The sequence below is a fragment of the Paraburkholderia sp. EB58 genome (assembly GCF_050436665.1).
Lineage (GTDB): Bacteria > Pseudomonadota > Gammaproteobacteria > Burkholderiales > Burkholderiaceae > Paraburkholderia.
The window spans coordinates 36,260-56,253 of sequence record NZ_JBNDMQ010000011.1 but is presented as its reverse complement, the minus strand read 5'-3'; the positions used below and the strand labels follow the sequence as shown (position 1 = coordinate 56,253).

Genomic DNA, 19,994 nt, shown 5'->3' with positions numbered 1-19,994 from the left:
ATCGGCACTGGCGTGCGGCCTCGGCACTTGCAACGGCACTGGCAGTAAGATGGAGATTCCTTGCAAACCGCCAGCAGAAACCTGCCGGCACACCGCGATACCTGCCCTGGCCAATGGACAAACTTCAAGCGATGGCAATCTTCGTGCGAGTCGTTGAGGCACGCAGCTTCAGCAAGGCCGCGGAGACGCTGTCAATGCCACGCTCAAGCGTCACGACAACGATCAAAAACCTGGAGCGGCATCTGGGTACCGTGCTGCTTCGGCGAAGCACCCGAACGCTCAGCCTGACCGACGCGGGCGAACGCTACCATGTGTCCTGCCGCGCCATCCTCGCAGACATCGCACAAGCGGAAAGCGGCCTCGCGGCGGACGCAACGTCCCCCCGCGGGCGTGTGCGGGTCGATATGCCAGGCGTGCTCGGGCGGGCGATCGTGCTCCCCGCACTGCGGGAATTCGAGCAACGTTTTCCGGAGATCGAACTCGTACTCGGCCTGAGCGACCGGCCGGCCGACCTGATTTACGACGCAATAGACTGCGTCATCCGCACCGGCGAACTGACCGATTCGACTTTGACCGCACGTCGCCTGGGACAACTAAACTGGATTACCTGCGCGTCGCCACGGTATCTGAAAGAACATGGAGAGCCTGAAACCGTCACGGCACTGAGCGCTCATCGCGCAATCAATTACCTGTCCAACTCGACAGGCAGGCCGCTTGATTGGCGTTTCACCGTGGAGTGTGAAACGCTCACGATGACAATGCAAAGCCGCTTTGCCGTCAACGAAACTGAAGCCTATCTGCAATGCGCCCTGGAAGGACTAGGGCTTGTCCAGTTATCGGAGCTTGTGGCCTCGCCTTACCTCAAGAGCGGCCGCCTGAAAGAAGTTCTGGCCCACGCACGATGTTCGCCAGTGCCCATTTCCATCGTGTATCCAAACGGCCGAAACGTGGCGACCGCGGTCAAGGTGTTCGTTGACTGGATCGTGGAAATCTTTCCGCAGGATGGCGCCGGCTGAATCCAGACCGTTTTCACCGTGTCGTGGCCACGTTTATCGGTGAATTGATCATGGTTGGTGCCACTCCACACCGCCGCGATCCTGACCCGGCAGGTGGAATGGCGCTATTCAGTCAACCGCCTGTTCGATTGTCAGAAGTCACCGTGCAGATTCACAAACGCACTCAGCGGTTGAGCCACGTATGCCCCGGCGGCATTAGCCGCCACGAAATAGCGCCGGTCGCCGATGTTGTGGACGTTGACGTCGATGCCCCACTTCCGCGCCTCGTAACCGAACGCAGCATTGGCAATCACATACGACGGGATTGAATTGACGTTGGTAATGTCGCTATAGCTCTTGCCCACGTAATTCACTCCCGCTCCAATGTGGAATCCTGGCATCCCCGCGATTGAGAAATCATAAGTTGTCCAGAGATTGGCCATATAGGCCGGCGCGCCTTGAGGATGGTTGCCCACTGACGTGATGCCTTGCGGGTTATCCGTGATTACCGCGTGCTGCGCGGTTAGGTTGGCAAGGACGTGCAGATGGTCCGTGATCGCGGCGTCGATCGATGCTTCTCCACCTTTGGTCCTCTGACTGTCGAACACGACCGACTCCACGCCGTTGAGCGTAACAGCCGCAGCGACGTTCTCGCGCGATACGTCAAAAACGGCCGTATTCAGCACAATCCGGTCATCGAGAAATGAGAACTTGATACCCGCTTCGTACTGCAGCGCCGATTCCGGTGCACCGATGCCAGCCTGCGCGTTTTCAGAATTGAAGTTGGCCAGATAACTCTTCGATACGCCGAAATAAGGCGACATCCACGGCAGAACCTTGTACAGCGCACCGAAGTTCCAGCTGACCGGCGCGTTGTTCTGCGTCTGCTTGATGCCCGCAAGCAGAGGCTGGCCGTTGGAATTGAAAGCGCCAGGCACCGAGATCAGCGGTGTGAGCGAGGTATCCCACCAATCCTGCCGAACACCCGCGCGAATCTTCAGCTTGTCGGTCACATCGATCTGATCGGTGGCGTAAAGGCTGTAGTAGTTTGCGGTCAGATCGTCATCGTCGCAAGAATGCTTGGCATCGCACAGGAACGTCAGGCCCGCGAGAGACGTCTCCGGCGGCACCGGTGCGAAAGCGTCGGGGATGTTCGGGAGATCGGCCGTGCTGCGGGTCGTATCAATGGTCTGATGCTGGAATTCGAAGCCCGTGAGCAGCGTATGTCCCACGCTTCCAGTAGCAAATCTCCAGACCGGCTCGAGTTGATAGTCGAAGCTGTTGTCATTGTCATCCTGCTGGCGAAGCTGCCGCCCGACAACTTCGTCGCCGACGATCTTCGTATTCGTGCTGTCGCCGTTACCCAGCACGCCTAGCGTGCGGTGCAGATAGGAGAAGCGATTATTGATCGTCAGGAAGTCATTGATCTTCCAGGCGTCCGAGATCGTCGGGCGAACGTAGTTTTCATTCGCGAACGCAAACGGCGTCGAGTACTTCGAGTTGATCGAAACGTCGGTGATGGGCGATCCGTGGAAATAGATCAGGCCATAAGAATCCGGCGTTTCGTGCGTCTGGCGCAGATCGAGCGCGAAATCGATCGTATGGTTGCCCAGTTGCCATTGGAATGCGGGCCGAATTTCGTCATCGCGGCTGTACAGATCACGAAAACCGTCGGAGCGCGAGAACGTGGCGTCCACCCGGTAGTTCAGGCCAGCGATGCCCGTGGGACCCGTGATGTAGTCACTGTTCGAGACGGTGCCGTAAGAGCCCGCCTGCAGGCTTCCTCCGAAGTGAAACTCCGGCGACGGCGTGTAGTGAACGAGGTTGATGGTCCCACCCGGAGGTCCGCTACCGAACAGCGCGGAACCGGGTCCCTCGAGAATTTCGATCCTTTCGACGCCATTGAGCGAGTGCGAGATGCCGCCGAGCAGATCGCCGTCGGAGAAACCGTCCTCATAGATCTGCGCATTCAGGCCGCGAATCAGGAAGTGATCGTAATACCCCTTGCTGTCCTGACCGCCCACATTGATCCCGCTCGCGTTGCTGACGCTCTCCCGCAACATCGTCGCCCCCTGTTCGGACAGCAGGGCGCGCGGGATGACCTGCACGTTCGACGGAAGGTCCTGCAGCTTCGTCCCGGTCTTGCTGGCGTTGGCGACCTGCTTCGGATCGTCGATGTTGTCGTTGCCGCCGTACGGACCGTAGTCAATGGGCGCTTTGCCTTCCACCTTGACCGCCGGCAGGGTGATGCCCGGCGTGCCGGTTTGCGGAGGCGTCGCCTGTTGCGCGTCCTGTTGCGCCAGCGCTGGCTCCGTTGATGCCATTACCGCCAAAGAGAACATCGTGCCGCCGATGTATCTGCATACATCGGTCAGGCACATCGTCTCTCGGCTCCCCTTTTCGCTCATCGTGAATCCCCTTTTCGTCTTCTCATGACAGATTGCTGACTGTTTCCACAGGAGGCGACAGTCGCTGTGACTGACCTGCCCGTCGCAATTCCGTGGTCTCGATGCGTTAATGCTAATAAAAGTGATTCTCATTAACAGGTGAGCAAACGAAGGGGGCAGCGCGTTTATTCCAGTCAGACAGGATTTTTTTGCAGACGGGGTGCTGCTGTGATGGCTTGTGAATCTACGGGGGCTGGCGGGTCATTGATGGTGGCAATCGCTCGCTGCGGCCGTCGACCTGCGATCAGCTTTCAAATTGGAAGGTTGCATTTGTAATGGGCGGCGCGATAGAATCGCGCCTGCTCATTGGGGAGTAGCCGCCTCGAACGCGATGTCCGAGGGCGCACGTCAACATACTTGGCGAGTCGAAAGATTCTCCATGGCGTACGCAGCGAAATGCCTGGCAAGACCGATGACACGCATTCCGACCTAACCGGGTCGCCGGAATGCGCGTCATCGCGTTCCGACAGCGCGGCCCGGGTACAACAATCCCATGCAATCCTTTCTCGTTTCGACCAGTGTCGTCGGGCTCGCCGAAATCGGCGATAAAACGCAACTCCTTTCCTTGGTGCTGGCTGCGCGCTATCGCAAGCCCATTCCCATCGTCCTCGGCGTGCTTGCCGCGACGCTGATCAACCATGCGGCATCCGGCGCGCTCGGTGCGTGGCTCGCGAGCGTACTCAGTCCGAACATCCTGAATTGGGCTGTCGTCGCATCGTTTGCGGTAATGGCCGTGTGGATCCTCGTTCCGGACAAGCTCGACGAAGCCGATTCGGCGGTCACGAAAAATACGCTCGGTGTCTTCGGCACGACGGCTGTGACCTTCTTCCTCGCCGAGATGGGCGACAAGACGCAAATCGTGACCATCGCTCTCGCCGCGCGATTTCATGAATTCGTCGGCGTCGTCGCAGGCACGACATTGGGCATGATGCTGGCGAACGTGCCGGTCATCTATCTTGGACACAAGTTCGCGGATCGCTTGCCGACCAAGGCCGTGCATATCCTTGCTGCCATCATCTTTGTGGTACTCGGCGGACTCGCCCTGCGAACGGCGCTCTACCCCGAAGCACATCCGATGTTTTAGCGCGCCTTGTTACTGTCGGGCAAACGCATCCCCTCGCGCTCGAGCCATGAGCGGAACAGCACGACTAGCTCGTCAGCGGACTTCCCATCCGGAACGTAAGTGCAATAGCTCCGCGACGGCAGACGAGGACCGGCGAACGGCGCGACCAGCCGGCCAGCTGCGAGATCGTCGGATACCAGCGCAGTCGGCCCCATGGCAATGCCAATTCCGTCGATGGCAGCCTGCAAGGTCAAAAAGAAGTGGTCGAAGGTCAATGACGCAGCCGGCCTGAGTGCAGGAATCTCTGCCCGCATCAGCCAGTCTGGCCAGAGTCGCGGCAGGCTCGACGTGTGCAGCAACGTATGCTGCCGCATATCGTCTGGCATTCGAAGCGGCAATCGCTGCAAAAGCACAGGACTACAAACCGGGAGCCTTTCCTCGGACAGAAAAGGCCGCATCGAGTAGCCATAGAATGTGTCCGGACCGCCCCGGATGACGATGTCATAGGTCTCCTGAAGACTTTCCACCGACTCGTTCGACGTCTCCACCTTGACGTCCACCTCGGGATGCTCCGCGCGGAATTGCGCCAGTCTCGGCACCAGCCAGCGCAATGTAAATGTCGCAGGCGCGTTCACGGACAGAGTCCGTGAAACCGTTTCGGGGAAACCATAGCGGGCGGTTGCCTGCGAGAGCTGCTCAAACAACGGACCGATTTCCGCGAGGTAGACCAGCGCCGCCGGAGTCAGCACCACGCGCCGGTTGTGCCGTTCGAATAACGATGCGCCCAGCCACTCCTCGAGCAGCCGCACGTGCTGGCTCACCGCACCGTGAGTCACATGCAGTTCCGCCGCGGCTTCCTTGAAGCTGCCGAGCCGGCCTGCGGCTTCGAAGGCACGCAACGCATTGAGTGGAGGCAATATCCGCTTCATTCACAAGAGTTTATCTAACGCGATTGGCCAATTTATCTGGTTTGTGAGTTGGCCACAAGATAGATATCCTTCTTACTATGGCCTTTCTTTGGGACCCGCATGCTCAGTTATACCGGCGGTTTCGTCCTCCTTGCCGCCCTGCTTCACGCGAGCTGGAACGCGATGCTGCACGGCAACGACGACCGGTTCCTCTCCATGACGTGGATGAGCATCGCCATCGCGGCGGTATCCACGTTCGTGATTCTGTTCACGCCGTGGCCGGCGCGCCCAGCGTGGCCGTACATCGTCGCATCGGGGCTCGTGCATATCGTCTACAACGTGACCCTCGTGCGATCGTACCGTCGCAACGATCTGGCGCAGGCATATCCGATCGCGCGCGGCTCGTCGCCGCTGCTCGTCACGCTCGGCGCAGCGCTCTTCGCGCATGAGGCGATCGGCCCGTTGCACGTGCTCGGGATCGTGATGATCTCGGCAGGCATCATCGCAATCGCGCTGGAGGGGAGTCATGTGTCGCGTGCAGGTTTGCTGGCCGCGTTGACGACCGGCGTGACGATTGCCGTCTATACCGTGATCGACGGCATCGGCGTGCGCCTATCCGGCGGCGAGGCGCTCGCCTACACCGCATGGATGTTCCTGTTCTATTGGCTGATGCCGGTGCTGTTCGTCGCAACGCGTGGGCTCGCGGCGCTGTGGTCGCCGGTGCGGGCGACGCCCATGGCAGTCGGCTCGTCGCTCGTCGGCGGCCTGGTGTCGATCGCGGCATACGGCATCGTGATATGGGCGCTGCAGTCGGGCGCGATGGGCGCGGTATCGGCTTTGCGCGAGACCAGCGTGGTGTTCGCAGTGCTGATCGGGCGGGTGTTTCTGCGGGAAACGGTCAGTGGCAAGCGCTGGCTCGCGTGTGTGATCGTCGCGGGAGGGGCGGTCTGTCTCGGGCTTTGAGCGAGACGGGAACTGCGCTACCCTTTCTTCGCTTCTCGACAACCTGAGGGGAAGAAATGCAGATTCCGGCAATCTCGCCGGCGCAAACCGCGCTTATCGTCATGCACTATCAGACCGACATTCTCGGGCTCTTTCCAGCAGTTGCGCCGGCCTTACTCGCCAATACGCGCAAGCTGTGCGACGCGGCGCGGGCTAAAGGCGTCAGCGTCTATTTCGCCAACCTCCGGTTCAGTCCGGGCTATCCGGAAGTCAGCCCATTGAACAAGAATGGGCAGGGAATCAAGCAACTTGGCCTCTTCGTCGACGACCGGACCTCGCCTGAGTTAGGCCAGCAGGCCGGTGAACCGCTCATCATCGCGCACCGCGCCAGCGTGTTCTTCGGCACCGATCTGCAGGCACGACTTTCCGCACAGAGTGTCGATTCGCTGATTATGGTCGGCATTGCGTCGACCGGTGTCGTGCTGTCGTCGGTCGCGTATGCGAGCGACGCGGACTTCCGCCTGTACACGGTCAAGGATTGCTGTTACGACCCGGATCAGGTGGTGCATGAACATCTGTTCTCCACCGCATTCGATTCGCGCACCACGGTGCTGTCGCTCGCGGATGCGTTGGTGCTGCTCGCCTAGACGTTCGACGTCCGCTCCGGAGCAAAACGGGGCCACGCGAGTGACTGATAGTTCGCTGGTGCGGCAGACATGGGCAGGCGTCGAACAGCCCTGAAACGAAACCCGGTCCGATGCCGAACTTCCGTACTCGACCCGCATGAGGCATTCAAACTTTCTAGATGCGGACATCTGACAACAAGCAACAGTCCCTCTATTGGACTTTAGTCCTATTGTCTGGTCTGGCGTCGTGTGAAATAAACTAGTCGTGACACCGATGCATCACGAAGACGTGATCCGAAGTCAACGGCAGTCGGATATCGACGGTGACTATCGCCGCTATGCCGCACGGTGGGAACGACGGCGTCCACTCCCATGCAAGTGGATTCCCATCGTCGTCCAGCGTCCGATCTACGCCGCCGACAACATGTTGTGTCCCAGCCGAACTGAACGTCCAATATTACTCGTGCACAAGACTATTTCGATTTTCGCATTCTTGTCGGCACCCGTTCTTATCGGAGGATTTTCTATTTTTCCGCCGTCCGCGAACGCACAAGAATTCTCTTTTCTCGGCGGCCCTCTGGTCAGCAGCAGCGCGAATTCCTATTCATGGGACGCCGGTTATCGCGAGGGCCTCGGGCGCTACGCAGCATGGAGCTTTTCCTGGGTAAACGAAGGACACCTACCCGGCCACCATCGCGACGGCCCAGCCTTGCAAGGCTGGGGACGCCTGCCCATCTTGAACGACCGGCTGGAGTTGTCGGCCGGCGCCGGACCGTACCGCTATTTCGACACGACTGCGGCGCAAGCCGGTGGAGACTATTCGAATACCCACGGATGGGGCGCATTGTGGAGCGTGCGCGCGGCCTGGTACTTCGACCGTCGGTGGATTGCCCAGATGCAACTGAACCACGCCCAGGTGTTTGGCGGCCGTGACACTACCGCATTGCTATTCGGCGTGGGGTACGAACTGGATGGGAACGACGAGCCCGGCCCACGACAACGGCCTATCTCGCGCACGACAAACGTCACAAAAAACGAAGTCACTGCGATGCTTGGCGAGACGATCCTGAACAGCAATGGTTCGGAATCGGCCTTCGCCGAAAGCGTGGAATACAGGCGGGGCTTATTGCGGTACGTCGACGTGACCGCTTCATACATTCATGAAAGCGGCCATATCCAGTCGCGCCGGGATGGCATCGCAGCGCAGCTTTGGGCCACGCGCGCCTTCTTCGATGACCACCTGACACTGTCCGCCGGCGTCGGCCCCTACGTCGCGGTCACGCAGAACGATGACCTGCCGCAAAACCGGACCGGCGACGGTCGCATCTCGGGGCTCGTCTCGGTATCGGCCAGTTATCGGCTCGGCCAGCACTGGTTGATACGCGTGACGTGGAATCGCATAGTCACGCGCTACGATCGCGATACCGATTTGATTGTGGCCGGAGTCGGCTTTCGCTTTTGAGGGTGCGGCAGCCGATTGTCGACAACTACTAGCCGAAATTGTCGCGGCAGAAATAGGCGCAATGCCTTTCGCGATGTTCGACGGGGTCGCTAGCAGTCGATGGTACCCCATGACACGCGTTGGACGACGGCGGGCGCCCACGCGGCACCGTTACCGCTATCCTGCCTGGCCGACAGCATCACGTGCCCCGACAACGGACGGCATGCTCGCCGAGCCGCTACCCAATTCCCGCTGCATCAGCACCGTGTCCACCCATTGGCCGAACTTGAAGCCGACGGACCGCAGTGTTCCGATGCGCTGGAATCCGACACGCTCATGCACTGCAATCGACGCCTCATTTCCGCTGTTGCCTATCACGGCCAGCATCTGCCGCCATGGCCCCTGCTCGCACCGGCCGATTAATTCCGTAAGCAACGCCCGCCCGATCCCATGACCGTTAAGGCCATGTTCTACATAGATCGAATCTTCGATGGTGTAGCGGTACGCCGGACGGGGCCGATACGCCGTCGCGTACGCATAGCCAACCACACGGCCCTGCAACTCTGCCACCAGGTAAGGCAGCCCCGTCTTCAACACCGCGTCGCGGCGTCCGGCCATCTCGTCAGGAGAAGGCGCCGTTTCTTCGAATGAGGCGCTGCCGTTCAACACGTGGTACGCATAAATAGCCTGAACGGCTGTCATGTCCGCCGTCACCGCATCGCGAACCCGAATTCCGCTGTGAACCATTGATTCTCCCCCGCTAACCTCAGATGTTTGATCGAGATATCGGAGAGAGGCTATGGGCCGCCTAACTCCGAGGTTCGACAGACATGATGCGCTGCTCATTCCCATAAAGGAAGATTTGGTATCTTATACAATCGATAAGAAATTCTTTGCCATGAAGAGCCTGAATCTCGACTACCTGAAGACCTTCGTTGCCGTCGTCGAGCGCGGTAGTTTTTCTGCTGCCGCCGATCATCTTCAGCTCACCCAGCCCGCAGTGAGCCTGCAGATCCGCCAGCTCGAGAAAAGCCTTGGCGCCGTATTGATAGAACGCGTCGGCCGCGTCGCCAGGGCGACCGTAGCGGGAGAGGAGCTACTGGCACATGCCACCGCGATTGACGCCGCCGTCACCTCGGCAATGAGCGCTGTTTCCCGCCACGCAACAGAAGGCATGGGTCGTATCCGCATTGGCACAGGTGCCACTGCCTGCATCTATCTGCTGCCGCCCATCCTGACGCTTCTGCGCCAACGCTTTCCCAACCTCGAAATCGCGGTAACCACCGGCAATACCACGGAAATCGTCAAGGCGGTCGAAGATAATCTGCTGGACGTCGGGCTCGTCACCATGCCCGTATCGAGTCGCAGCTTGTACATTACGCCCGTCATGGACGATGAATTTGTGCTTGTGGCCCCAGCAGGTATGCCACTGCCCACCCGCATCACGGCTGCCGCGCTTTCGACCCGGCCCGTCATCGCTTTCGAACCTGGCGGCAATACCCGCCGGATCACCGACGAGTGGTTTGCGAGGAGCGGCACGAAACTCACACCCGTCATGTCACTGGGAAGCGTAGAAGCAACCAAGGCGATGGTCGGTGTCGGGCTCGGCTGCGCGATCCTTCCTGAGCTTGCCGTCCGCAATATGGCCTCCGGCAGCAGAACGGTGGTTCGCTCCCTGTCCCCGCGTCTTCACCGCAAGCTGGTGGCGGTAGTCCGGCGCGACAAACGCCTCTCTGGCGGCCTTGCGGACATCCTCAAGTCGTTCCGGAATCTGTCCGACCGGGCGGACGAGCTCTGAACCTGGAGACCGCGCGAGTCGGTGGCCCGCACGACGACTCTCTTTGCAAAAAAGGCCTATCCTCCCGATAGTTCATCCGCATCCGCCGCCACGGCAGAAAACGTCGTGCGCCTGGCAGTGTTGCACGGCTCTTCGTCGTTGCCCGCAAAGGGGTGTTGACCAATACTGGTCTTCATCAACACCACCTTGGACGGACGCCATGAACCAGCCTGTCGAACACACTTTGCACGCGGCCACGCCTGCTTCGGGCGCCCTTCTTGGCGCTCCATTTCCGGAGTGTTCCGAACACACTGCGCATGCGCAGGCGGAACATCTTCTAGACGAGTATTTAACGCTGACGTTTCCCGCGAGCGATCCGGTTTCACCTGGCTTCATCACCTGAACAACGGAATGGCGTCGCCGCCGGTCCGCTTCAGTTACCACCGGTCGCAACGCTCGCTAACGTTTCACCCGACTTCCCATCTTTTATCATTGAGGAATACCAAATGACCACCACCATCGCCGGCATCAAGATACCCGACAGCATCATGGCGCGCGCCGCCACCGAACTGGTGCGCGACACCGAGCCGGACTTGCTCTACAACCACTCCCGCCGCGTGTACCTGTTCGGTGCGCTGGCCGGTGAGCGCAAAAAGCTCAAGTACGATCCGGAGCTGCTGTATATCGGTGCAATGTTCCATGATATGGGGCTCGTCGATGCATACAGCAGCGAGACCAACCGCTTCGAAGTGGATGGTGCAAACGCAGCGCGCGACTTCCTTAAGCAATACGGCGCGAACGAATACGACATCGAGCAGGTATGGGCGTCCATCGCGTTGCATACGACGCCAGGCGTGCCCGAACACATGAAGCCGGTTGTCGCGCTGGTGACCGCAGGTGTCGAGATGGACGTGCTCGGGCTCGCCTATAACGAGTTCAGCGAAGAACAACGGATCCAGGTCGTTGCCGCCCATCCGCGCGAGCAGACGTTCAAAAACGACATCATCGACGCGTTCGCGCATGGCACGATCAAGAAGCCTGAAACCACGTTCGGCAACGTCAAGGCCGATGTTCTCGAACTTCGTGACCCGACTTACAAGCGCCTGAACTTCTGCCAGATCATCCTCGGTTCGGCATGGGACGACAGCAAGGCCGGCCATGCTCATAACGCCGCCTGCGGCTGTTCAGCCACAGACAAGGCATAGGAGTCGTCATGCAACACACCGCGCACCGTGAAAACGTCGCCGATCGGCCGGAACTTGATGACGCGACGATTGAGTTCGCAACGCAGGTTTTTGATCTTGCGCGCTCAGGCGACACAAGTACGCTCGAACAGCTGCTAGAGCATGGTTTGGCGCCCAATCTGCGCAACGCAAAGGGTGACAGCCTGCTCATGCTGGCGAGTTATCACGGCCATCTCGACACCGTGCGGGTGTTGCTCCAATACAAGGCCGATCCCGATCTGCGCAATCAGAACGGTCAAACACCGATCGCCGGTGCCGCCTTCAAAGGCAATCTGCCCATGATCGAGCTGCTGCTCGCGCATGGCGCCGACATCGAAGGCGCGTCGCCCGACGGGCGTACCGCCTTGATGATCGCCGCTATGTTCAACCGCACGGAGATCGTAGGCTACCTCATGGCCCATGGCGCGAACGCCGAAGCGAAGGATGCGAACGGCGTAAGCGCAATCGGCGCGGCAAGCCGCATGGGAGCGCCGGATACGCCGGCACAGCTTGAACGGATCCTCCAGCACGCGAGGCCGTCCCGACCATCCTAGGCAAGAAAACGCATGTTCGCAGTCCATGATCGCACTTGCGCTTCTCGTTATCCTGCTCTTTCTCTTTGACATCAAAGGAATTGATTAACATGGCGAAGCTCACAACCGTATTCGGCGCTCCCGTCGTCGACAACCAGAACATCAAGACCGCCGGACCACGTGGCCCGGCTCTGCTCGAGGACGTGTGGTTCCTCGAAAAGCTGGCACATTTCGATCGCGAAGTGATTCCCGAACGGCGCATGCACGCGAAGGGATCAGGTGCATTCGGGACCTTCACCGTCACGCACGACATCACGCAATACACGCGAGCCAAGATTTTCTCTGAGATCGGCAAGAAGACCGAGATGTTTGCACGCTTTTCGACCGTTGCCGGCGAACGTGGCGCAGCGGACGCGGAACGCGACATCCGCGGTTTTGCATTCAAGTTCTATACCGAGGAAGGCAATTGGGACATGGTTGGCAACAACACTCCCGTCTTTTTCCTGCGTGATCCGCTCAAGTTCCCCGACCTGAACCACGCAATCAAACGCGATCCGCGCACGGGTCTGCGCAGCGCAGAAAGCAACTGGGACTTCTGGACGCAGCTTCCGGAAGCTTTGCACCAGGTCACGATCGTCATGAGCGAGCGAGGCATTCCGAAAACCTTCCGTCATATGCACGGATTCGGAAGTCACACGTTCAGCTTTATCAATGCCAATAACGAACGCCATTGGGTCAAGTTCCATTTTCGCTCGCAGCAAGGCATTGAAAATCTGACGGACGCGGAGGCCGAAGCACTGGTTGGCCGTGATCGCGAGACGCATCATCGCGACCTTTATGAGGCGATCGAGCGCAAAGACTTCCCGCGCTGGACCCTGTCCGTGCAGATCATGCCGGAGAAGGACGCGGGCAGCTATCACATCAACCCATTCGATCTGACCAAGGTCTGGCCGAAAAGCGACTACCCGCTCATCGAAGTCGGTGTGGTTGAGCTGAACCGCAATGCTGAGAACCATTTTGCCGATGTCGAGCAGGCAGCGTTCGCACCGGCCAACGTCGTGCCGGGTATCAGTTTTTCACCCGACAAGATGTTGCAGGGTCGCCTCTTCTCCTACGGGGACGCGCAGCGCTATCGCCTGAGCGTGAACTTCCATCAGATCCCGGTGAATTCTCCGCGCGGCGCGAAGTATGTCCATAGTTATCATCGGGACGGGCTCATGCGCGTCGACACCAACTCGGGCGGCGCGACACCCTATGAGCCAAATACGCGCGGCGAATGGCAGGAACAACCCGACTTCCGCGAACCTCCGTTGTCGCTTGAAGGCACGGCCGATCACTGGAACCACCGGGTGGACGACGACTACTATTCGCAGCCAGGCGCGCTGTTCCGCCAGATGACGTCCACGCAACAGCAGGCCTTGTTCGACAACACGGCGCGGGCCATGAGCGGGGTATCGAAGCCGGTCCAGAAATTGCACATCGAGCACTGCACGATGGCGGATCCCGCCTACGGTGCAGGGGTCGCCAAGGCCATCGAGACGCTGGAAAAACAGTCTGCGTATTCTCTTCTGCGACGTTGAGAGGCCGATGAAAATTGCCTGGGCACAGGTGATGATTCGGGCAACTGGCAACTTTCCGCTACGCGCCGCGGCGTCACCGAATGAAATAGGCGATCGGACAGGCGGCCTCAATCGCGTATTCCGCTATATCTATTCTGTGCGGTTAGCCGGCAAGCGGCTAAAGGCCTGGAATCGCACCGTCTATTACGTCGTAAAGTGGTGTCTGTTTGGCGCGATCGCGGTGGCTGTCGTCTGGCATTGATGAGATTTTCGGTGGGCGTGGGTGTGCGTGCTCCTCCTGGCTTTCACACTCCTTCTGCAAAATCCCACTACAATCCAGCACTTCGATCCGACAACCGTGATTTGCGCCATGAGATACCTTCTTGCATCGACACTCGCGGCGGTCATCGCGACCGCAAGCACGGCCGCGATAGCCCAGACACCCAACAGCGGCGGCACGCCCAAACAGTCGTGCGACACGGGGTATGTCACCGGCGTGGGTGGATCGGCACAGAGCGTTCGTGAATACCTTGCGCTCCCCGAAAGAAACAGAATTCGCTATATCACAGACCACCCGATCAAATGCGAGATCTCCGATGAAGGTCGCGCGTCTGGCTGTACCGGGATCACAGACCTGCAGCACGAACAAGTCAGCGTGTACGACGATAGCGACAGCGTCACAACAACCGTGACCGCGCGCGTGGAACTCGATCAGGGCACCTACACGGTGATTATCGTTGTGCCAAAGCAGGATGTGCAATGTGGGGAGTGAATGCCCTCATGCATGCTTGCTTGTTTGCCTGCGTAATTCGCCGTAGCACGCCTCGAGACGCAACGAAAGCCTGGCATATAAACGGCTGCGCGTTTTCTATTGCAGCGTCTTCTGGAAAAACTGCACCACGTCAGCATTGAACTGTTCATGAAACGCGGCACGGTCGAAGCCCGGCAAGCTCGAGCAGATGTCCGGTCTCTTCCGGGATATGAGCGCACTGCAGGGTGGCAGGAAGTCGTAGTGGCCCGCGTTCTCAACCACGTGATAGTCCGGTGTTCGGGGCAGGCCTGCGCGCACAGCTTCCTCATAGTAGGGATTCGGCTGATGGCGATCATCGGCCGCTCGCCAGAGCTGGACCGGCACGCGCACGCCGCTTAGTCCCGCAGGGCTGAAGGCGAAGCCGAACGCCGGCGCGGCAACGATCACGGCCTTGATGCGCGGGTCGTGCACCCATACGCCGGCTGGAACATCCGAGCCGACATGGAAATCGACGCCGGCATGCTTTAAGGCCTCGCACAGATCATGATCCGGGTGCGCCTCGCAATACGGCGCGATCTGCGAAAGATCCGGCACGCCGCCTGCAGCCACGAGCACCGTGAAACCACCGTTGGATAAACCGAACGCGCCGACGCGCTCCGCATCCAGCCGCCCGTGTGAAGGCCACTCACCGAGCATGTAGTCCACCAACCGGCGAAGCTGGGCGGTACGGACCCATGGTTGCAAGACCCTGCTCTGGTCGTCGTACGTGTCACCCGCATGGCTCAACGCCGCCGCCACGAAGCCCGCGTGCGCGAGAGCGAGTGCCGTGTCGTAATGGCCGCTATACCAACCGCCGCCGCCGTGCGACATCACCACCAGCGGCAGGTCATGGCCTGCGATCGCAGCGCCCGGCGCCACCACCTGGGTGAAATCGCTCAAAGCGTGTTGCGTCGCTGGCGTGTCAGTCGGATACCAGATCCCGACCGTCAGCGGCGCGTCTTCGCCATTCGTTATCTTGACCTCCTCGAAGCCGACATTGGCGGCGAAGGCCGGCGCGGCAAAGAGCGCGAAGACGGTAGCGATCACGACGGCAAGTCTCATAACTGTCTCCTTGTTTGTTGTCGGTCATATGGCGCGGTGCTGAAAATGCACCGCGATTGCGGGACCAACGCGCGCCGACGGCCGGCACTACGTCTACGTCCACGCCAAGCTCATGCTCGTCGACGATGCGTGGGCGGAAGCGGAGGGGCGTCTTCACAAAGCGGGCTGAAGGAACTCTCTTCAGACCCGCCCTTTCACGCAAAGCGGCTTAACGAAAACGCGGACAGGTCAATCTGGCTTGTCCCGCTCAGGCACCGTTGCGCCACAGCTTCACCGATTGCCGCTGAATGCTTGAAACCATGACCCGAACAGGCTGACACCACAGTCACGTTGTTAAGCGTCGGATGATCGTCGATGATGAAACCATGGTCGGGGGTCACCGTATAGGTGCAGACGCGCGCCTTGACCAGTTCCGAAGTCACGCCGGCGATATTGCCCGCCACCTGCATTCGATACATCTCCTCCACCTCTGCTGCAGAGACCGTGCGATCGAGCGCGTCGATCGACTGCAGGGGCACATATTGCTCGGTCGCGATCTTCATGCTGCCTTCGCCGGGAATAGGCGGAAAGCCATAACAACTGTCCGCTTCCCCTGGTCCGTGAACGAGAATGAAGCTCGGCGACGCTTCAGGGAAAATCACTGGCTCGGCAAGCTTGAACCAGAACAGCTTTTGCCTGCAGACCTTTAGCAAGGCGCTAAACGGTTCGCCCAACAGGTTAGCGGACCACATCCCGGCACAGATGATGACTTTGTCGGCGACCAACGTCCGGTCGCCCGCTTTGATCCGAACCACACCGCCATCCGATTCCACCGCAGAAACGGTGGTACCCGTAATCAGCGTAGCCCCCAGCGCTTGCGCGGCCGCCAGTTGCGTAGCGATACACTGCTCCGGCCGCACAAAGCCCCCTTCGGGTTCGAAGTATCCCACCGCGCCATCGCAGATCGGCCCGAATTGAGGGAAGCGCGCGCGGATCTGCGACGACGTCAGAATTTCGTGGTCAATGCCATAGGTACGCCCCAGCTCGATGGTCTGCGCGACGAAATCAGCCGCGCCATGATGCGATGCCGTGGTCTCGCTCGACCTCATGACGAGAACACCGCATTGTTCGAACAACGCTTCACCGCTCTGCGCTTCCAGCTCGCGCCAGATCTGATGGGACCTGCGCACCAGCGGCACGTAAGCGGCCCCCTCGCCAACCGCCAACCGCGTGATACGGGTATCGCCGTGACTCGATCCTTGATCGTGCGGCGGGGCGAACCGGTCTATACCCACCGCTTTCACCCCAGCTTTCGCGAGTTGGTAAAGCGTTGCCGCGCCCATCGCACCCAAACCCACCACTGCAACATCGCATCGTTCTGCAAGCACAGCATTCCCTTACTCAGTTGACGTTATCCGGAATCATACCTTTCTCCAAGGGAAAACCCCGATCCCCATCGCAGCGAATTCATACAATCATATATATGAATTCACTACGGCTTCGCACCCAATCAAATCGTGGACGACCGCATTCCCCGCTATCACCGTCTGCGCGACCAGCTCGCCGCGCGTATCGCTGCACTCGAATGGCAGCCGCATGATCCGCTGCCAACGGAACAGGAACTGGCGCTAGCGTATGACCTTGCCGTGGGCACGGTTCGCAAGGCGGTCGACCTGCTGGAGCGCGAGGGCCTCGTCGAACGCTTCCAGGGTCGTGGCACATTCGTGCGCCGCGCGACGTTCGACCGCTCGCTGTTCCGCTTCTTCCGCTTTCAGTCGGCCACGGGCGAGCGCCGCGTCCCCGAGAGCCGCATTCTCGAGCGTGTGGTCACGAAAGCGCCCAAGGCGGTGATTGCCCGCTTCAGTCTGAAACCAGGCACCAAAGCGATCCGGCTGGCCCGTTTGCGTCTGATCGACGACACGCCGATCGTGGCCGAACAGATCTGGCTGCCGTACGAGCCCTTCGCGGCGCTGGCCGATTGCCCTGTCGAGGAATTCGGCCCATTGCTGTATCCGTTCTACGAGAAGCGCTGCGCCCTTGTGGTGGCGCGCGCCGACGAACGCTTAACTGTCGAAACCGCCAACGAAACAGACGTTGCCGCGCTAGGCGTGCCCGAACATAGTCCGATCGTGGTGATCGAACGGGTCGCCTACGGCTACGACGGAGCTCCGCTCGAATGGCGCCTGTCGCGTGGCGCCGCCCAACACTTCGCATACGAAGTCGAGATTCGCTGAGCGCTGCAGCCGCGCTCTGCGCGCTGATCGTGGCGCGCGGTGACGGCCAACGGTGCCGGCACACAGTCAGATGGCGCCGTGCGCGCCGCGCAGTTTTCAGGGTTTAACCAGCAGCAGCGCCGGTATGTGGCGCATGGAGTGCAGATGTTTTCCTGGTATAGCGAAGTATCCAAGAACGAGCGGCGCACCTTCTGGGCGTGTTTCGGCGGCTGGGCGCTCGATGCGCTCGACGTGCAGATGTTCAGCCTCGTGATTCCGGCGATCATCGCCGAATGGGGCATCAGCAAAACGCAAGCGGGCCTCGTAAGCGGCGTGACGCTGATTGCATCGGCGCTAGGCGGCTGGATTTGCGGCGCGGCCGCGGATCGCTTCGGCCGCGTGCGTACCCTGCAGATTACCGTTGCGTGGTTTTCCGTCTTCACGCTGTTGTCGGCCTTCGCGCAGAACTTTCCTGAATTCATAGTCCTTAAGGCCTTGCAAGGTTTTGGCTTCGGCGGCGAATGGGCGGCGGGCGCCGTCCTGATGGCCGAGACGATCCGCAACCAGCATCGTGGCAAGGCCATGGGCGCCGTGCAAAGCGCGTGGGCAATAGGCTGGGCCGCAGCCGTACTGCTCTATGCCGCTGTGTTCTCGTTCCTGCCGCCGGCGATGGGTTGGCGCGTGATGTTCGCGGTCGGCATCGTGCCCGCACTGCTCGTCATCTACATCCGGCGCAATATTAAGGAACCCGAAGTTCCTGCATCGAAGACCAGGAAGGACGGCAATACGAGCACCGTAGAGCGCGTGCCGCTCCTGTCCATCTTCGCACCCGACGTACTGCGCATGACGCTGATCGGCGGTCTGCTCGGCGTCGGCGCACACGGCGGCTATTCCGCGCTGACCACCTGGTTGCCGACCTTTCTGAAGACGGAACGACACTTGTCCGTACTCGGCACCGGCGGCTATCTGGCGGTGATCATCCTCGCATTTTTCTGCGGCTGCCTTGCAGCATCGGTCCTGCTCGACGCGATCGGACGCCGGCAGACCATCCTGCTGTTCTCGGTGTTTTGCGTGGCGACGGTGATCCTGTACGTCTTCCTGCCGATGTCGAACCACGCCATGCTCGCGCTAGGCTTTCCACTCGGCTTCTTCGCCGCCGGCATTCCGGCGAGCATGGGCGCCCTCTTCAACGAACTCTATCCACGCGGCACACGCGGCACGGGTGTGGGCTTTTGCTACAACTTCGGACGGGTGGTCTCCGCGGGCTTCCCGGTGCTGGTTGGGCATCTTGCGACCCAGTTCTCGCTGGGCTTTGCGATTGGGATCTCCGCGGCCATCGCCTATGCGATCGTCGCCGCTTCGATCATGATGCTGCCGGAAACCCGCGTTCGTACACTTGATGAAGAACCCGCAGCCTGACGTCGACGAATGACTCTCTCCAACGGTACGCCCGCCCTCCGTACAGCACTGCCGATCACGGGCATCGACAGCCATGCGCACGTCTTCGTGCACGGCCTTTCGCTTGCGGCTGGACGGCGCTATGCGCCCTCCTATGAAGCGACGCTCGACGACTATCGCGCGATGCTCGCGAGCCTCGGCCTATCGCATGGCGTTCTGGTGCAGCCGAGTTTCCTCGGCACCGACAATGGCTTTCTGTTGTCCTGTCTCGATGCGTATCCCGCGCAATTACGTGGCATCGTCGTCGTGGATCCCGCACGCGATATCGGGCAAATCGACGCGTGGCATGCGCGCGGTGTGGTCGGCGTGCGCGCCAACCTGATCGGCGCGGCATCACCTGACTTTGGCGATCCGGTCTGGGCGGCGTTTCTCGCGCGCATGGTGGAGCTCAACTGGCATCTCGAAGTACAGATCGAGGCACACCGTCTCCCTGAAATCGCACCTGCCTTGCTCAATAGCGGCGTGCGCATCGTCATCGATCACTTTGGGCGCTTCGATCCGGCACTTGGCGTCGGCGATCCTGGCTTCGCCAGCCTGCTCTCGCTAGGCGCCACCCGGCGTGTGTGGGTGAAGGTGTCGGGGGCCTATCGCGTGAGTCCAGACCGGCATGATCCGGACGCGGCGCTGGCGGTAGCCGCCCGTGCCTGGCCTGAGCTGCTGCGCGAATTTGGCGTCGAGCGTCTGGTGTGGGGTACGGACTGGCCGCATACGCAATTCGAAGACGTGCAAAACGCACGCCTAACCCGCGACCATCTGGAAGCCTTCGTGAACCAGCCGGATCAGTTGCGCGCCGTGCTCATCGATACACCCGCGGCGCTTTTTCAGTTTGTATGATGCGCAGCGCCAGACATAAAAATCGCTTCTCGCTACTCACAACCAAGCGACCGTTAAAGCACGCCGTAGCGATCTTCCGTGTGGATGGGCATGCGCTGGCGAAGGTGTGACCGTCCTCGAGGACACCCTTCGACCGGCGAAACG

The 19,994-nt window shown here is 60.2% G+C and carries 19 protein-coding genes, 1 pseudogene and 1 riboswitch; of the genes and pseudogenes, 15 read left to right on the top strand and 5 right to left on the bottom strand.

What is annotated here, in order from left to right; all coding sequences use genetic code 11:
• Positions 1–113: 113 nt before the first annotated feature.
• Complete coding sequence (locus tag P3T40_RS17920; RefSeq protein ID WP_429269064.1) at positions 114–1,016, top strand: LysR family transcriptional regulator; 903 nt, start codon at positions 114–116, stop codon at positions 1,014–1,016.
• Positions 1,017–1,147: 131 nt separating this feature from the next.
• On the opposite strand, the gene P3T40_RS17915 is transcribed toward P3T40_RS17920, so the two are convergent.
• Entirely contained in the window at positions 1,148–3,403 is a 2,256-nt protein-coding gene (locus P3T40_RS17915; RefSeq protein WP_429269063.1) for a TonB-dependent receptor, read from the bottom strand.
• A 335-nt stretch (positions 3,404–3,738) separates the two neighbouring features.
• Positions 3,739–3,921, top strand: a riboswitch (yybP-ykoY riboswitch).
• A 14-nt stretch (positions 3,922–3,935) separates the two neighbouring features.
• Between P3T40_RS17915 and P3T40_RS17910 the strand changes: the two genes are divergently transcribed.
• The gene (locus tag P3T40_RS17910; protein ID WP_429269062.1) at positions 3,936–4,526 is read left to right on the top strand and encodes a TMEM165/GDT1 family protein; all 591 of its coding nucleotides are present in this window, start codon (positions 3,936–3,938) and stop codon (positions 4,524–4,526) included.
• Here the strand turns inward: P3T40_RS17910 and gcvA are convergent.
• Positions 4,523–5,434 carry a transcriptional regulator GcvA gene (gene gcvA / locus P3T40_RS17905; protein WP_429269061.1) on the bottom strand — a complete coding sequence of 304 codons (912 nt, stop codon included), beginning with the start codon at positions 5,432–5,434 and terminating at the stop codon, positions 4,523–4,525. The genes P3T40_RS17910 and gcvA overlap by 4 nt on opposite strands.
• Before the next feature lie 99 nt (positions 5,435–5,533).
• Between gcvA and P3T40_RS17900 the strand changes: the two genes are divergently transcribed.
• From P3T40_RS17900 to P3T40_RS17890, 3 genes are all read left to right on the top strand, one after another.
• A complete protein-coding gene (locus tag P3T40_RS17900) occupies positions 5,534–6,376 on the top strand; it encodes an EamA family transporter (RefSeq protein ID WP_429269060.1) in 843 nt (280 codons plus the stop codon).
• Between the two features lie 56 nt (positions 6,377–6,432).
• On the top strand, positions 6,433–7,002 hold the full coding sequence (locus P3T40_RS17895; protein ID WP_429269059.1) for an isochorismatase family cysteine hydrolase: 570 nt from the start codon (positions 6,433–6,435) through the stop codon (positions 7,000–7,002).
• A 403-nt stretch (positions 7,003–7,405) separates the two neighbouring features.
• On the top strand, positions 7,406–8,443 hold the full coding sequence (locus P3T40_RS17890) for a hypothetical protein (RefSeq protein ID WP_429269234.1): 1,038 nt from the start codon (positions 7,406–7,408) through the stop codon (positions 8,441–8,443).
• Between the two features lie 156 nt (positions 8,444–8,599).
• Here the strand turns inward: P3T40_RS17890 and P3T40_RS17885 are convergent, their stop codons facing one another.
• Positions 8,600–9,169: an N-acetyltransferase family protein gene (locus tag P3T40_RS17885; protein WP_429269058.1), complete on the bottom strand. Its 570-nt coding sequence runs from the start codon at positions 9,167–9,169 to the stop codon at positions 8,600–8,602.
• 52 nt (positions 9,170–9,221) lie between these two features.
• On the opposite strand from P3T40_RS17885, the gene P3T40_RS17880 reads away from it, so the two are divergent.
• From P3T40_RS17880 to P3T40_RS17850, 7 genes and pseudogenes are all read left to right on the top strand, one after another.
• A complete protein-coding gene (locus P3T40_RS17880) occupies positions 9,222–10,220 on the top strand; it encodes a LysR family transcriptional regulator (RefSeq protein ID WP_429269057.1) in 999 nt (332 codons plus the stop codon).
• Between the two features lie 199 nt (positions 10,221–10,419).
• Positions 10,420–10,602 (top strand): hypothetical protein, encoded by a 183-nt coding sequence (locus tag P3T40_RS17875; RefSeq protein ID WP_429269056.1) that lies wholly within the window; start codon positions 10,420–10,422, stop codon positions 10,600–10,602.
• A 103-nt stretch (positions 10,603–10,705) separates the two neighbouring features.
• Positions 10,706–11,404 carry an HD domain-containing protein gene (locus P3T40_RS17870; RefSeq protein ID WP_429269055.1) on the top strand — a complete coding sequence of 233 codons (699 nt, stop codon included), beginning with the start codon at positions 10,706–10,708 and terminating at the stop codon, positions 11,402–11,404.
• Between the two features lie 8 nt (positions 11,405–11,412).
• Complete coding sequence (locus P3T40_RS17865; RefSeq protein WP_429269054.1) at positions 11,413–11,976, top strand: ankyrin repeat domain-containing protein; 564 nt, start codon at positions 11,413–11,415, stop codon at positions 11,974–11,976.
• Positions 11,977–12,065: 89 nt separating this feature from the next.
• The gene (locus P3T40_RS17860) at positions 12,066–13,535 is read left to right on the top strand and encodes a catalase (protein WP_429269053.1); all 1,470 of its coding nucleotides are present in this window, start codon (positions 12,066–12,068) and stop codon (positions 13,533–13,535) included.
• Positions 13,516–13,776, top strand: a pseudogene (locus P3T40_RS17855) (lipid A hydroxylase LpxO); the annotation flags it as partial. The gene P3T40_RS17860 and the pseudogene P3T40_RS17855, both read left to right, overlap by 20 nt.
• Positions 13,777–13,884: 108 nt before the next feature.
• On the top strand, positions 13,885–14,286 hold the full coding sequence (locus tag P3T40_RS17850) for a hypothetical protein (RefSeq protein WP_429269052.1): 402 nt from the start codon (positions 13,885–13,887) through the stop codon (positions 14,284–14,286).
• Between the two features lie 96 nt (positions 14,287–14,382).
• Here the strand turns inward: P3T40_RS17850 and P3T40_RS17845 are convergent, their stop codons facing one another.
• Together P3T40_RS17845 and solA are read right to left on the bottom strand one after the other, a co-directional pair.
• Positions 14,383–15,366 (bottom strand): alpha/beta hydrolase family protein, encoded by a 984-nt coding sequence (locus tag P3T40_RS17845; protein WP_429269051.1) that lies wholly within the window; start codon positions 15,364–15,366, stop codon positions 14,383–14,385.
• Between the two features lie 194 nt (positions 15,367–15,560).
• Entirely contained in the window at positions 15,561–16,733 is a 1,173-nt protein-coding gene (solA, locus tag P3T40_RS17840) for an N-methyl-L-tryptophan oxidase (protein ID WP_429269050.1), read from the bottom strand.
• A gap of 126 nt (positions 16,734–16,859) precedes the next feature.
• Here solA and P3T40_RS17835 point away from each other — a divergent pair, with 126 nt between their 5' ends.
• From P3T40_RS17835 to P3T40_RS17825, 3 genes are all read left to right on the top strand, one after another.
• Positions 16,860–17,579 (top strand): GntR family transcriptional regulator, encoded by a 720-nt coding sequence (locus P3T40_RS17835; RefSeq protein WP_429269233.1) that lies wholly within the window; start codon positions 16,860–16,862, stop codon positions 17,577–17,579.
• Positions 17,580–17,723: 144 nt separating this feature from the next.
• Positions 17,724–18,977 carry an MFS transporter gene (locus tag P3T40_RS17830; RefSeq protein WP_429269049.1) on the top strand — a complete coding sequence of 418 codons (1,254 nt, stop codon included), beginning with the start codon at positions 17,724–17,726 and terminating at the stop codon, positions 18,975–18,977.
• A gap of 9 nt (positions 18,978–18,986) precedes the next feature.
• Positions 18,987–19,850: an amidohydrolase family protein gene (locus tag P3T40_RS17825; protein ID WP_429269048.1), complete on the top strand. Its 864-nt coding sequence runs from the start codon at positions 18,987–18,989 to the stop codon at positions 19,848–19,850.
• Positions 19,851–19,994: the final 144 nt, after the last annotated feature.

Coding starts and splice junctions, on each gene's coding strand:
- P3T40_RS17920 (WP_429269064.1), top strand. CDS start 114: ATGGACAAACTTCAAGCGATGGCAATCTTCGTGCGAGTCGTTGAGGCA.
- P3T40_RS17915 (WP_429269063.1), bottom strand. CDS start 3,403: ATGAGCGAAAAGGGGAGCCGAGAGACGATGTGCCTGACCGATGTATGC.
- P3T40_RS17910 (WP_429269062.1), top strand. CDS start 3,936: ATGCAATCCTTTCTCGTTTCGACCAGTGTCGTCGGGCTCGCCGAAATC.
- gcvA (WP_429269061.1), bottom strand. CDS start 5,434: ATGAAGCGGATATTGCCTCCACTCAATGCGTTGCGTGCCTTCGAAGCC.
- P3T40_RS17900 (WP_429269060.1), top strand. CDS start 5,534: ATGCTCAGTTATACCGGCGGTTTCGTCCTCCTTGCCGCCCTGCTTCAC.
- P3T40_RS17895 (WP_429269059.1), top strand. CDS start 6,433: ATGCAGATTCCGGCAATCTCGCCGGCGCAAACCGCGCTTATCGTCATG.
- P3T40_RS17890 (WP_429269234.1), top strand. CDS start 7,406: ATGTTGTGTCCCAGCCGAACTGAACGTCCAATATTACTCGTGCACAAG.
- P3T40_RS17885 (WP_429269058.1), bottom strand. CDS start 9,169: ATGGTTCACAGCGGAATTCGGGTTCGCGATGCGGTGACGGCGGACATG.
- P3T40_RS17880 (WP_429269057.1), top strand. CDS start 9,222: ATGGGCCGCCTAACTCCGAGGTTCGACAGACATGATGCGCTGCTCATT.
- P3T40_RS17875 (WP_429269056.1), top strand. CDS start 10,420: ATGAACCAGCCTGTCGAACACACTTTGCACGCGGCCACGCCTGCTTCG.
- P3T40_RS17870 (WP_429269055.1), top strand. CDS start 10,706: ATGACCACCACCATCGCCGGCATCAAGATACCCGACAGCATCATGGCG.
- P3T40_RS17865 (WP_429269054.1), top strand. CDS start 11,413: ATGCAACACACCGCGCACCGTGAAAACGTCGCCGATCGGCCGGAACTT.
- P3T40_RS17860 (WP_429269053.1), top strand. CDS start 12,066: ATGGCGAAGCTCACAACCGTATTCGGCGCTCCCGTCGTCGACAACCAG.
- P3T40_RS17850 (WP_429269052.1), top strand. CDS start 13,885: ATGAGATACCTTCTTGCATCGACACTCGCGGCGGTCATCGCGACCGCA.
- P3T40_RS17845 (WP_429269051.1), bottom strand. CDS start 15,366: ATGAGACTTGCCGTCGTGATCGCTACCGTCTTCGCGCTCTTTGCCGCG.
- P3T40_RS17830 (WP_429269049.1), top strand. CDS start 17,724: ATGTTTTCCTGGTATAGCGAAGTATCCAAGAACGAGCGGCGCACCTTC.
- P3T40_RS17825 (WP_429269048.1), top strand. CDS start 18,987: ATGACTCTCTCCAACGGTACGCCCGCCCTCCGTACAGCACTGCCGATC.